The organism is uncultured Gardnerella sp. (assembly GCF_947280595.1).
Taxonomy (GTDB): Bacteria; Actinomycetota; Actinomycetes; order Actinomycetales; family Bifidobacteriaceae; genus Bifidobacterium; species Bifidobacterium vaginale_A.
The window spans coordinates 63,144-76,794 of sequence record NZ_CAMYOS010000005.1; the positions used below are offsets into that span (position 1 = coordinate 63,144).

7 protein-coding genes and 1 tRNA gene are annotated in these 13,651 nt (G+C 38.9%); all 8 read left to right on the top strand.

The annotated features are described in order from the left end of the window. Nucleotides 1-2 precede the first annotated feature (2 nt). Nucleotides 3-707 (top strand): dephospho-CoA kinase, encoded by a 705-nt coding sequence (coaE, locus tag Q0X59_RS02750; RefSeq protein WP_297642980.1) that lies wholly within the window; start codon nt 3-5, stop codon nt 705-707. A gap of 117 nt (nt 708-824) precedes the next feature. After that, complete coding sequence (uvrB, locus tag Q0X59_RS02755; protein WP_297642981.1) at nt 825-2,933, top strand: excinuclease ABC subunit UvrB; 2,109 nt, start codon at nt 825-827, stop codon at nt 2,931-2,933. Between the two features lie 179 nt (nt 2,934-3,112). Further along, nucleotides 3,113-4,552, top strand: a complete 1,440-nt coding sequence (gene pyk / locus Q0X59_RS02760) for a pyruvate kinase (protein WP_075523526.1) — start codon at nt 3,113-3,115, stop codon at nt 4,550-4,552. A gap of 242 nt (nt 4,553-4,794) precedes the next feature. Continuing rightward, nucleotides 4,795-4,868 (top strand) — tRNA-Leu (locus Q0X59_RS02765). A 364-nt stretch (nt 4,869-5,232) separates the two neighbouring features. Further along, the gene (locus tag Q0X59_RS02770) at nt 5,233-7,734 is read left to right on the top strand and encodes a hypothetical protein (RefSeq protein ID WP_297642982.1); all 2,502 of its coding nucleotides are present in this window, start codon (nt 5,233-5,235) and stop codon (nt 7,732-7,734) included. 253 nt (nt 7,735-7,987) lie between these two features. Then, entirely contained in the window at nt 7,988-9,880 is a 1,893-nt protein-coding gene (locus Q0X59_RS02775; protein WP_297642984.1) for a SpaH/EbpB family LPXTG-anchored major pilin, read from the top strand. A 156-nt stretch (nt 9,881-10,036) separates the two neighbouring features. Continuing rightward, nucleotides 10,037-10,972: a class C sortase gene (locus Q0X59_RS02780; RefSeq protein WP_297642986.1), complete on the top strand. Its 936-nt coding sequence runs from the start codon at nt 10,037-10,039 to the stop codon at nt 10,970-10,972. A 199-nt stretch (nt 10,973-11,171) separates the two neighbouring features. Next, on the top strand, nt 11,172-12,800 hold the full coding sequence (locus Q0X59_RS02785) for an alpha-amylase family protein (RefSeq protein ID WP_297643030.1): 1,629 nt from the start codon (nt 11,172-11,174) through the stop codon (nt 12,798-12,800). Nucleotides 12,801-13,651: the final 851 nt, after the last annotated feature.

Here is a 13,651-nt window from a genome sequence, read left to right on the forward strand (position 1 = left end):
ATATGACGATGATGCGTATTGCTGTAACTGGAGGAATTGCAGCTGGAAAATCTACTGTTGTAAATCATTTGCGCTCTCTTGGTGCGTTTGTTATTGATTATGACGTTTTAGCTCGTAAAGTTGTTGAGCCTGGAAGTAAAGTATTTAAAGAAATTGTTCGAGTTTTTGGTAACAATGCAATTACTGGTGACGGATATTTAAATCGTGCTTTTATTGCAGATTGCATTTTTGGAGATGATAGCATTCATAAGCAAGCATTAAGTAAGGTTGAGTCTATTATTCATCCTGCTATTTATGATTGCGCGAAGCTTTTAGAGAAGGAATATATTAGTAGAATTTCTAAAGAAAATCTGTATAACTTAAATTGTTTTAGTTGCGTGATTGTGCACGATATTCCTCTTCTTGCTCAAGTGGTAGATACTATTCCATTTAAATTTGACTATATTCTTACTGTTGAAGCTCCTAAAGATATTCGCGTTGCGAGGATCCTTCGAGAAAGAAATATGACTGAAATTGAGGCTTTAGCACGCATAAATAATCAGCTTGGAAGCGATGCTCGTAAAAGTATTGCAAATTATGTAGTTGATTCAACTAAACCAATTGATTTTATGCTTAAAAGTGTTGAAGATGTGTTGAAATCATGGCTGCGAGATGTGAATATGCGAGATGTGAATCAGCGAGATGTGAATAGTAGTGTTTTTAAGTAGTGGTGTGAGTAGTGTTTTAACTAGTGATGTGAGTAGTGTTTTAACTAGTGATGTGAGTAATAGTGTGAGTAATTTAAGTAGTAATTTAAGTAGTAAAGCGCTTGGAAGTGAAGAATAATGTCAAATAAAATTCAGCGCACAAATAAGCCATTTGTAGTAGAAGCGCCTTTTAAGCCTTCAGGAGATCAGCCTAAAGCAATTGAAGAGTTGGCGAATCGTATTGAAAATGGAGAAAGTGATGTTGTTCTTATGGGCGCTACTGGTACAGGTAAAACTGCCACAACAGCTTGGCTTATTGAGCGTTTGCAACGTCCGACTCTTATTATTGAGCCAAATAAAACTTTAGCTGCTCAGCTTTGTGCTGAGTTTCGAGAGCTTATGCCGAATAACGCTGTGAGCTATTTTGTGTCTTACTACGACTATTATCAGCCGGAAGCGTATATTCCACAAACAGATACGTATATTGAAAAAGATTCTAATATTAACGATGATGTTGAGCGTCTTCGTCACGCTGCAACAGCAAACCTTTTAACTAGAAGAGATTGTGTTGTTGTTGCTACAGTTTCATGTATTTATGGACTTGGTACTCCAGAAGAGTATGCAGATCGAATGCTTGTTTTAAGTGTTGGTGAGCAGATTGACAGAGATGATTTATTACGTCAATTTGTAAGCATGCAATACAAGCGTAATGACATTGCTTTTACTCGTGGAACTTTTAGAGTTCGAGGAGATACAGTTGAGATTATTCCTGTTTATGAGGAATTAGCTGTGCGAATTGAGTTCTTTGGAGATGAAATTGACAATATTACAATGCTGCATCCGCTTACTGGGGATGTAATTCGCAAGGAGAGTAGCGTTCACATTTTCCCTGCATCGCATTATATTGCAGGTCCTGAGCGGATGGAGCACGCGCTAGAAGCAATTGAGGTTGAAAAAGAAGAAAGAGTAGCTCAACTTAAAAAGCAAGGTAAGCTTTTAGAAGCTCAGCGTCTAGAAATGCGAACTACTTACGATTTAGAAATGTTAAGACAAGTTGGAGTTTGCCCTGGAATAGAGAATTATTCTAGACATTTTGACGGTCGTGAAAAAGGCACTCCTCCTCATACTCTTCTTGACTTTTTCCCAGATGATTTTCTGCTTGTTTTAGATGAATCTCATGTAACTGTTCCGCAAATTGGAGCAATGTATGAGGGTGATGCTTCTCGTAAAAGAACTCTTGTTGAGCATGGTTTTAGGCTGCCTTCTGCAATGGATAATCGCCCGTTAAAGTGGAAAGAATTTTTGGAGCATGTTGGTCAAACTGTGTATCTTTCTGCAACTCCTGGTGACTACGAGTTGGGTCTTTCAGATGGTGTAGTTGAGCAAATTATTCGTCCTACTGGTTTACTCGATCCTAAAATTGAGGTTCGTAAAGCACAAGGACAGGTTGATGATTTGTTAAATGAGATTAAAGCAAGAATTTCTAAAGATGAGAGAGTTCTTGTTACTACTCTTACTAAGAAGATGGCAGAAGATTTAACTGATTATTTTCTTGAGCTTGGTATTAAAGTTGAATACTTACATTCGGATGTTGATACTTTGCGCAGAGTGGAGCTTTTGCGATTTCTTCGTGAAGGAAAGATTGATGTTATTGTTGGCATAAATCTTCTTCGTGAAGGATTGGATTTGCCAGAAGTTTCTCTTGTTGCGATTTTAGATGCAGATAAAGAGGGATTCTTAAGATCTTATCGTTCTCTTATTCAAACAATTGGTCGAGCTGCAAGAAATGTTTCTGGAACAGTTCTTATGTATGCGAATACTGTTACAGATGCAATGAGTAAAGCGATTAGTGAAACTGAGCGCAGGCGTAACAAGCAGATTGAATACAATAAAGCGCATGGTATTGATCCTACTCCTTTAAGAAAGAAAATTAGCGATGTAAACGATATGCTAGCTAAAGAAGATGTTGATACTCAAACTTTGCTTTCTGGTGGCTATAGGAATTCTGGTAAGGTTGGTAATTCACATTACGGCATACCCAAAGAGCCTAATCTTTCTCGTGTTAGTAGTAAGAAGCGTATTGCTAATGTTTCTGAACTTCCTAAAGATGAGATTATGTCTTTAATTAAGAATTTAAGTGAGCAAATGCATGTAGCTGCGGAGCAGTTGCAATTTGAGCTTGCAGCGCGTTTGAGAGATGAGATACGCGATTTGAAGAAGGAATTGCGCAATATGGAGAATATGTGATTTGGAGAATGTTTGCTTTTGGGAATGTTTGCCTGTGAGAATTCGATTGTGAGAATATTTCTGTGAACGTTCACAAAACGCCGTATTATTATACTTTTAAGGTCATAATAAGTTGATACACTAGATACCGGAATTTGAGTATTTTACTCATAACAATCAAGAAGAAATAGGTAGGCATTATGCGTAAAGCCAAAATCGTTGATACTATTGGTCCAGCTACCGAATCGTTAGAGGGCATTACTAAGCTCGTTGAATCTGGTATGGATGTTGCTCGTCTTAATCGTTCTCACGGTACTCCTGAGGATCATTTGCGTGTGTACAACAATGTGCGTGCTGCTTCTAAATCCACTGGCCGTAATGTGGCTGCTCTTGTTGATTTACAAGGTCCAAAGATTCGTTGCGGTTGGTTCAAAAAGAATGAGAACGGCGAAGATAAAGTTTATTTGAATGAAGGTCAAGAGTTCGTAATCACCACTGATGATATTGAAGGTGATGAGCATCGTACTTCCACAACTTTCAAAGGTTTACCTGGAGATTGCCATGCAGGAGATCCGATTTTAATTGACGATGGCAAGGTTCGCCTTGAAGTCACTAAAGTTGAAGGCAATGACGTACATACGAAGGTTGTTGTTGCAGGACCAGTTTCTAGCCACAAGGGTATTAACCTTCCAGGTGTTGCTGTTTCTCTTCCAGCTTTAACTGAAAAAGATGAGGCTGATCTTCGTTGGGCTATTCGTACTGGCGCAGATATTATTGCAATGTCTTTCGTTCGTTTTGCAAGCGATATTGATCGCGCTCATGAGATTATGGACGAAGAAGGTCGCCGTATCCCAATCGTTGCTAAGATTGAGAAGCCACAAGCTGTAGAAAACTTGGAAGAGATTGTTAAGACTTTCGATGGCATTATGGTTGCTCGTGGAGATATGGCTGTTGAGATGCCTCTTGAAGAAGTTCCTCTCGTTACTAAGCGTTGCATTGAGCTTTCTCGCCGTTATGCAAAGCCAGTAATTGTTGCTACTGAGGTTCTTGGAACTATGGTTAATTCTCCAGTTCCAACTCGTGCAGAAGCTTCCGATTGCGCTAACGCTGTTCTCGATGGTGCTGACGCGACTATGACTTCTAACGAAACTGCTGTTGGCAAGTATCCAGCTGTTACAGTTCAAACTATGGCTCGTATCTCTCAATTCGCTACTGAGCACGGTTACGATCGTATTCCAGCTGTTGAGCTTGATATGTCTAGTACTGGTGCAGTTTCTTCTGCAGCTGTTGATTTAGCAGATAAGCTTAATGCTAAAGCTATTGTTGCTTACACTCAAACTGGTCGCACGGTTCATCGTATTTCACGTGAACGTCCTGTTGCTCCAATTTACGGATTGACAAACAACGAGCATACATATCATTGGTTAGCTTTGAGCTGGGGTACTGAATCCTTCTTGATTGACGAAGATTATCACGAGATGAATCGCCATGATTTGATGATTTTCACTGATAAAGTTCTTCGTGAAGCTGGTAAGGTTTCCGATGGAGATAAGATTGTTGTTTTGAGCACTGCACAGGGTGAGCGTCAAGCTGGTCGTACTGATTCTATTTACGTTCATACTGTTGGAGCTTGCGACTAATATACGCTGTTTTGACTTGCAACTTACATCTTATAGGTTGTAGGTTGTAAATTTTAATTTGTAACTTGTAATGCGCGCTTCCTATTTTTAGGTTGCGCGCATTGCTTGTATCTAATCACAAATATTCGGGTTATAGATAAAATATTCAATACTGCGACACGCGCAAAATTTATAAACCTTTGAATATGAAAAAAAGTGTGGTATAGTCAACAAGTCGCAAGATGTTGCGAATAATTAAAAATGCCCCTGTATCCCAATTGGTAGAGGAAACAGCCTCAAAATCTGTACAGTGTGAGTTCGAGTCTCACCGGGGGCACTTGAGTGTATGAGATATTTTTATTACTACTATATATTGTGCTTCAAGTAGTTCTGTTTTGTGTTATATAGTGTTCTTAAGTTTGTGAGTGTTGTTCTCGCTAAAGTATTAAGAGTTTAAAATATTAAGCTTCTAAGTTTTTTTTTAAAATTATTTCGCGATGATATTCTCATAATCTGGTGATTTAAAAAATATTACTAATTTTCTACTTTTGCTTGAAATTAACCATGGGGGGGGGGTATAGTTCTACTCGTAAATGCGAATATCTGGTTACCGTGCAGCAAGATTTAGTGCAGTTTTTAAAAGTTGCATTGAATTTTGAGTATTTAAGAACAGCGTTTATAACAACATAAGGAGAGTAGTTATGACTGCTCCGAAGTATGGTTTCTTAAAGTGTGCGTGTGCGATTCGCGATTTTGTCGCTCACCACTATAACTCCAGCGTTGCAAGAGAGTCTAAAAGGTCTTCTTGCGCCACTTTGCGCTCAAACGCGTCTAAAAACGCGTCTCGAAAAGCGTGTGGTTCGTGCACGAGTCGAGCGTTACTTTCGTTATTTGTTGCATGTGTAACTTTGCTTGCTGCTTTTTTGATTGCTCCAACTTCTGCTTTAAGTGCTAGCGAAAGTGCTACTTCTACTGAGAAGACTGAGCGTGCGAAAGCTGGTTCTACTAAAAACGATGGTGAATCAAATAAGCAGTATGAGCAGAGTGGATCTAATAGTGCTGAACTTAATAAGAGTAATACTGGCTCTTCTAGTAGTTTAAAGAAGAATGATGGTGAGCTAAAGTCTGTTGAAAAGCAGCAGCCTGATAGTAACAGTGGTGTTAATAAGGCTAAAGCTGATGAGGCTGCTACAAATCAAAACGCTAAAGACTACCAAAAGAAAGACATTGATTCTGCGGATGCTGTTAAAGGCACTGACAGAAGTGCGAGAAAACCGAAGGAGTGTAAAGAATTAGGTAAATGCTACAGTATTAGCTATAATATTGGTAGTCCTACTGTAGATAATGATGGTAAGACTATTCTAATAAAGCGTGGTGGTGAACCTAGAACTATTACTCCAAAGTTCGAATTAAAACCTGGGAAAATACCAGCCACTAATCTACTAGACGGCGTGTGGTTTGAATTAGGAAAGTTTGCTAACAATCCGGTACCAAGTTGGGTGAATTTTGAAAAAACAGAAAATGGTAAAACTATCAAAGTTTCGAATACTGAAAAGCAAAAGGGCTTTGATGGTTCTGTAACTTTGCGTCCAAATGGTAAGTGGGACTACGGTAGTTATAGATTTAAAGTTTTTGCATATTACAAAAATAAAAAAGAAAAAATATCCGTTACAATAAGTGTAATAGTTGATGTATCTGACGTGCCGAACGACGGTGATTTAACGCTGAGCTTATACGATTTTGTGAATAAGACGGATAAGACTCCTGTAAGTGATAATAAAATTATTATAAAGCCAAAGTCTAATAGTCAAGGTGCTGGCGGTACTGACAAGAAAGACACTTACGATTCTATTAATAATCTTTTTATTGATTCTAAATCTACTAAAAAGCCTAGTGTTATCTATCATCATATGATTTGCCATGAAAATGGTAGCGATAATTATACGTTAGACAGTGTTAATGGTTTGAGTCTAGGTACGCAGACTCAGTTCAAGCATATGGAAAATAAGGATCGACCTGATGAAAATGCAGAGGATTCTGCTGTGTATGAGAGTGATCCTTATACTGAGCGCTCTCAAAGCTGGATTAGTGGCACGCCTACGAGTGCTGGAACTTTTGAGTGCACAGTGTTCGCTTTTAAGGATGCTAATTTAAAAGACAAAGCAACTGGCAAGCATCCCTCTAATCTGGTAGAAGAGTTCAAGAAAAATTCCAAAACTAATGAAGGTAAGAAGTCTCTGTTTGAGGGAAACATTGTTGATAGTAATGCGTGGAAGACTGATGATATTAAGCAAGGCGTTGACTGGTATTATAAAACTATAACAATCCAGTTTGGCGGTAAGGATCTTAGTCTGAAAGTGTATCCGTTTAAAAATGCCAATGGAAGTCTGCCTGCTGCTTTGGCTGATGGAAGTTACAGTTTCTCTCTTATAAGAGGTGCTGAAATCAATCCGTTTATTGATGCAATTTCGCAATCAAATAACTCGAAGATTACTTTGCGCATGCTGTGCTCGAAAGGCGAGAAGAAGAATAATTCTACTGGTACTGGTACTGGTACCGGAAGCGCTGGCTCAACTGACGGTAATAGCAGTGCTGGCTCGAATGGTGCTAATACTGGCGCTGGCTCGCCAAGCTCGCCTTCTGGATCACAATCTTCTCAATCTGAACAGCAACTGGATTTACTTGAATACAAGACTTGGAGCACTAGTATTGCAGGTCTTGGTGTTACTTTGCCTAGCGATCAAGAGCCTTGCGTTACTGACTCTAAAGGCAATACACAATGCACGTCATCTGATAACAAGAATGTTGCTGCGCGAACTGATATAGAAGCAAGCATAAAGCCTGAAGAAGTTGGCGATTACCAGTGCGTTGTTTACGCGTTAAAACAGAATGTGCTTGACTCTGATGCTTGGAAAACTTACGAAACTAGCTTTAAGAATAATAGCGTCATACCAAATGGTGACTCTTTGTTAGAAGGCAGCAATAAAGCTAAGTTTGCTGATTTTAAGCAGGGCACTGATTGGCAGAAGTACATGCTTAAAATTCAAGTTGTTAAGTTTAGTCTTCCTAATGCTGGAGCGCGCGGTTGGAACATGTTTTTGAGCGTGCTTTGCGCTCTAGTTACAACTTTGATTGCTATTTATTTTGTTTCCGATTCAATTAAGCGTTACCATTCAATGCTAAATGGAAGGCGGCGATGCTGATGTGAAAGCTGCCTACATAATCAAGTTTTGCTCGTGTATCCGTGTACTACGCGTAGCGAAAATAAAAACATAACTAGATTAACTAATCCAATATATCCAGGGTAGTCAAAACAAACAGAAAACAAACATAGAAAGTGCCGAGTAAGTACGTAAACAAGTGCAAAATCGGTACTCGAACGAACACATAGTAACAAACACAAAAACAAAACAACTTAACTCAACTTCTATTAGAAGCGTGAGAAAAGGAGATAATATGAACAGATTATCAAGAAAATTCGTGGCGGCTGTGTCGTCGCTTGCGATGGCTGGCACGCTGTGCGTTGCTGGCGCTGTAACCGTGTCCGGAGTTGCGTGGGCTGTTCCTCGTCCGCCTGTTCATCAAGGCGGTGCTAAACCTAAGGATCCGTGGGTTGAAAATGCTCCTAAAACTGGTACTATAACCATTCTTAAGTGTGAGAAGAAGAAAGCTGATGATAAAGATACTTCTCAGACACAATGCCCAACTGGTTTTAAGCCGCTTAAAGGCGCTAAGTTCACGTTGACTAAAGTCACTTCTGTTAAGGAAGGAAACGAAAACGTTACTTTAGATCTTAGCAAATTTGAGTCTTGGCAGAAGATTGCGAAACTTGTTTCTAAGCTAAATGATCACACTATTAAAGAAAATGGCGATGAAATTACGCTTGGAACTACAAAATCTGGTGACGGTCAGAATGTATTTGAAAGTGCAGAAACTGGCGAGGACGGTCAAGTAAAGTTCGAAAATAAGGATCTTGGCTTGTACAAGGTTGAGGAAACTCAAGTGCCTACCGGTTACATGGTTTCTGATACGAAATCATTCTATATGACGCTTCCTTTGCCGGAGTACACTACAACAGGCGAGGGTGATAATGCTAAGACGAGTGTGAAGTATAACTATAACCCTACTGTTTACCCGAAGAATATGAGTACTTCTGACTCTATTGAGAAGGTTTACGATAAGGCTAAGTTCGCAAGCGTTAAGGATAAAGTACCATTCACTATTACTGCAAAAGTGAACAAATTTAAGTCTGAAAAGGCTTTGACTGCTGAAGATCTTCAAGGTTATAAAGTCTTCGATGATGCTCCAACTGCTGCTTTCAAGACTATCGATAAAGCTGTTGTAAAGAGCGTGAAGATTAACGGCGAAGAGGTTAAGAATAACGACACTACTACCTATTACAATGTAGAAGATCCTATTGCGAACAGTACTCAAGAGAATTACAAGAATGATGATGCTAATGAAAATCAGAGAGGTCTTGTTGCTGGTCACACTCGTATTTTAGTTAAGTTCGAGAAGGCAGGTCTTGAAAAGATTGCTGACGCTATAAACGCTTGCAAGAATAACGGTGACACTGTTAATGTTGAAGTAAATCTCGAGTTTGAGCTTAGCGATACTTATAAGAACACTAAAGTGACTAATGGTTCTGTTGCTGAGAATGATAAATCGCAGGATCAGATTGTAAACAAGTCTGGTTTCTTCCCAGCTCATGAAAAGAGTGAGAAGGCCCCTTCTCCAATCATTCCTAACGGTGAAAAATCTAACGCGACTATTGACTTTGGCTTCCTTCAAGTTCACAAGTACTACATGAATGGCAACACTAAGACTGATCTTGCAGGTGCTAAGTTCAGGATTTTCGCTGATAAAGATAAGGCGAAGGCTTGCGCTAAAGGACTTGCGGATCTTAGCAAGAAAGCAAGCGAAATCCCAGAGTGTGAAGCTGCATCAAATCTTGCCGATGCTCCTGCAACTGCCCCAGCTGACGGCACTACTGCTGACCTAAAGACTACTGCTGCAACAGACGCTAAAGGTAACTTCACAACTACATACAAGGTTCGTGCGAAAGACACTGTTTATCTTGTTGAAGTTGAAGCTCCTCAAGGTTACGCGCTTTCTCCTGAAGTACACGAAGTGACTGTTCAGAAAGATGCTGCTACGCCAGAAGAGTTTGAAGACCTCAAACTTAGCAATAAGGGAAGCAAAGACGGTAAGACCTACTTCTGGTTCAACCTTCCTGCAACTGGTGCTGCTGGTGTGTTGATTTTCGCGTTAGCTGGCATTGGTTTGATTTCTGCTAGCGTGATTCTTTACATTAAAAACCGTAAAGAAGAAGAACAGAAGACAGCTTGATCTGCTTTCTAAAACTGGCTTTGTAGTCCAATAACAAAGTGTGAGTCTAGGGTTTTTAGATAAATCCTAGACTCACTTGCTCTATCAAGAGAAAAATCCCAAATTTGCGCAACGCAGAATAAATTACTTACATAAACATTAAGAAAACGAGGAAGCATGAAATTAAACAATGCTGTTAAAAAATTATGTGCTCCCTTCAACAAAATTGTTTCGCGCAAGCGCAAAAAATCACATTTGCGTAGAATTCTAGAGCCAATTATTCTCGCTCTCGCTGCAATACTATGTTTCACTTATCCAGTTGCATCAACATTGTGGAACAACAAAGTGTCGAAGGAGATTTCCGTAGCTTATGATCGTTTAAGTCGAAAGAAGACTGAGAGAGCTAGAAAGAAAATTTTACAAGCAGCTCGTAGTTATAACAAGCGTCACAAGTCTATTATCACTGTTGATCCTTATAACGGAACTACAGATTATATGCAAACTCCTGAATATAAAGATTATATAAAGCAATTGGCTGAGCCGATGGGAATTATGGGCATTGTGAAAATCCCTAAAATTGGCGTGAAATTGCCGATTTACCACGGAAGTTCGCAAGATGTTTTAGCTAAAGGTGCAGGTCACTTGTATGGCACGGATTTGCCTGTTGGTGGTAAGAATCGTCACACGGTTGTGACAGCGCATACGGGTTTGCCGGATGCAACAATGTTTGATGCTTTAGTTGATATTAAAAAAGGCGACTTCTTCTACTTTGACGTGCAAGGAGAAACATTACAGTACAAAGTGTTCCGTATTAGCATCGTTGACCCACATGATATTAGATTGCTTCAACGCGAACGTGGGCGCGACTTAGCAACACTTCTTACTTGTACTCCGTATGGAGTTAATACTCAGCGGCTTTTAGTAACTGGGTATCGTATATTGCCGAATCCTGTAGAGTTGCCAAAAGACTCTTTGCAATGGCCGTTTTGGATGACGATGTTTTTAATAGCTGTAATTAGTTGTGCAATTATTCTCACTACTATGATTATTGCTATGGTTCAAAAACATAAACGCGATCGCTTGCAACGCGCTAAGCATTTAATTCTCAACTAGTTTTCAGCAACAATCAATAGGAAAATTCTGTAAACCTACAAGATTATCGCTAATTAGATGTAGCAGATGAAACACATGAAAACAGATTCTTAAGTTTTGCGTTAATAAAGAATATAATAAATAACGTTTAGCGTGAACGCTTGTGTTGCAATGTTTGAAAGGAACAAAGATGATCCATAATGCAAAGTTTTGCGTAAAGATGTGCAAAATACGCGAAAATAAGACGAATATAAAATCGTATGCGATAATTGCTTTTATATCATCGTTAGCATTATTAGCATTATCAATCATCCCTTTTAATTCAGCGTTTGCTTCATCTGCAGATAATAAAAGTCTTGCCTTTTCTAAGGGTGTTATTGTTACTGCTTTTCAGCAGAATTGGAATAGTGTTGCTAAGGAATGTGAACAAACTTATGGTCCTGAAGGTGTGAAGTATGTTCAGGTTTCTCCTCCTCAAGATCATATTAAAGGTGAAGCTTGGTGGACTTCTTATCAGCCTGTGAGCTATAGCTTAAATTCTAAGCTTGGCACTGAAGCTGAGTTTAAGCATATGATTACTACTTGCAAAGCAGCGAATGTTGGAATTATTGCTGATGCTGTTATTAACCATATGACTGGTTTTGATAATAAAGATACTGTTGGTGTTGGTGGAAGTAAATATGATGCATCTACTCAAACTTTTACAGACGCTGGATACACTAAGGACGATTTCCATCAAATAGCTGAAAGCATTAGCAACTATAATGATCCTGAACAAGTGTGGAATTATAGGCTTGTTGGATTGCTTGATTTAGACACTTCTAAGGCGCACGTGCGTGAAGTTTTAGGTAAGTATTTTGCTAAGCTTTTGAATCTTGGTGTTGCTGGTTTCCGTGTGGACGCTGTTAAACATATGTCTCCGGAGGATGTAAAAGGAATCAAACAAGCTGCTGCTTTAGCAGCTCATACTACTCCAGATAAAATTTGGTGGATGCAAGAAACTATTGGCGATATTAATGGCTCTAAAAAAGTTCAGCCGGATCAATATCTTGCAACTGGTGAAGTTGACGAATTTGAGTATTCACATCGTTTGCGTAATTATTTTTATGGTTCTATTGAAAATTTGAAACATATTACAGACAATCTTATTCCTAGCGATAAAGCTGCTATTTTCGTTACGAATTGGGATACTGAGCGTGATAGTTCAACTCGCGTTCTTACTTATAAGGATGATGAAAAATATGAGTTAGCTAATGCTTTTATGCTCGCTTACCCTTATGGAACTCCTAATATTTATTCTGGATATAAGTTTGCGAAACGTGATGAGGGTGCTCCTGGTGCTACCGTTACATCCGTTCCGAATGTGACTTGTGGCAAGGATTCCAATTGGCAGTGTACTCAGCGTTGGACTTCAATTCGCGGAATGATTGGATTCTATAATGCTGTTAAAGGCACGAAGGTGACTAAATGGCAAGATGACGATGATAATAATATTGCTTTTAGTCGTGAGAATAAAGGATTTTTAGCTATAAACAATACTGATAATCCTCATAAAGTTTCATATAAGACTGATTTGCCTGACGGAGAGTATTGCAACGTTTATGTTTCAAACAAGTGCGCTCATACTGTTAATGTTAGCGATGGGAAAATTGATACTACGATTCCAGCTAATTCTGCTGTTGCTATTCATGTTAAAGCTGTGAAAAACTTTGGGGATTCTTCTAGACGAACTATGATTGTTTGGGTTTTTGTTATTATCGCTTTAGTGTTTGCTTTCTTGATTAACAGGCATATTGTGCTTCGCTCCACAAAACTTAAGAATTCTTCTGCATCTTCTACATCTAATTAGAAATAATCTTGTAGGTTTGTTTTACAGGATTTTCCTTGCTATTAGTTAGGCAGATTTAAGATTTTTCACACATGTTTTTTCATATGTGTTTATGTCTACATACTAGTGAGTAATGGCTGTTACTTGTCTCACAGACGTTACGCTCTTATGAGGTACATTGTCATTATGCTTGTGTTACTAGTATTTAGATTTTTAATTTAACTTTTTATTCCCAACAGGATTGGATTATGTTGGAATTTATTTAGAATCGCTCCACTTTTATATTGTTCGACCAAGCAACACCCATCCCTCACTAGTATTTTATGTGTGAATTTATTTGCCAGACGCGCTTTGCTATTAGTTAGGCAGAGATTTAAGATTTTTCGCACTGAATGAGATCTTTAGTGCCATTTTTTATCGCGCGCGCAGTAACATCTCAACACTTCGCTGGCAGGGAAGTCCACTGGACTTCCTCTCTGTGCCAGCTCACTCATCGAGGGAGCTTAAAGCGCACTATGCTGCTTTAATCTCGGTCGATTCGCAGCCCGATGGTGATTCATCGAATGAAGAAGAAAAATCGAAAAATCTCAGTGATTAACCGAAGATTAAAAGACTAAACATGCAAAGAGCTCTCGGAGTTTCTCTTAGAGCAATGTAAAAATCTTGCGATGAGAGAAACTCCGAGAGCTCAGCCACGACAAATAGGAAAATTCTATAAATAAAACTATAGATTATCGAACAATAATAGTTGTTAGATTTTTTGTTATATGGACTGATATACTCTATAGTTTGATGGGTACGTTTTCTATTAATGTGTTTTTATTGTAACGTGGCGGTTCTTTAAAAACGTTGTTAGTAGGCATTGCGCGTGT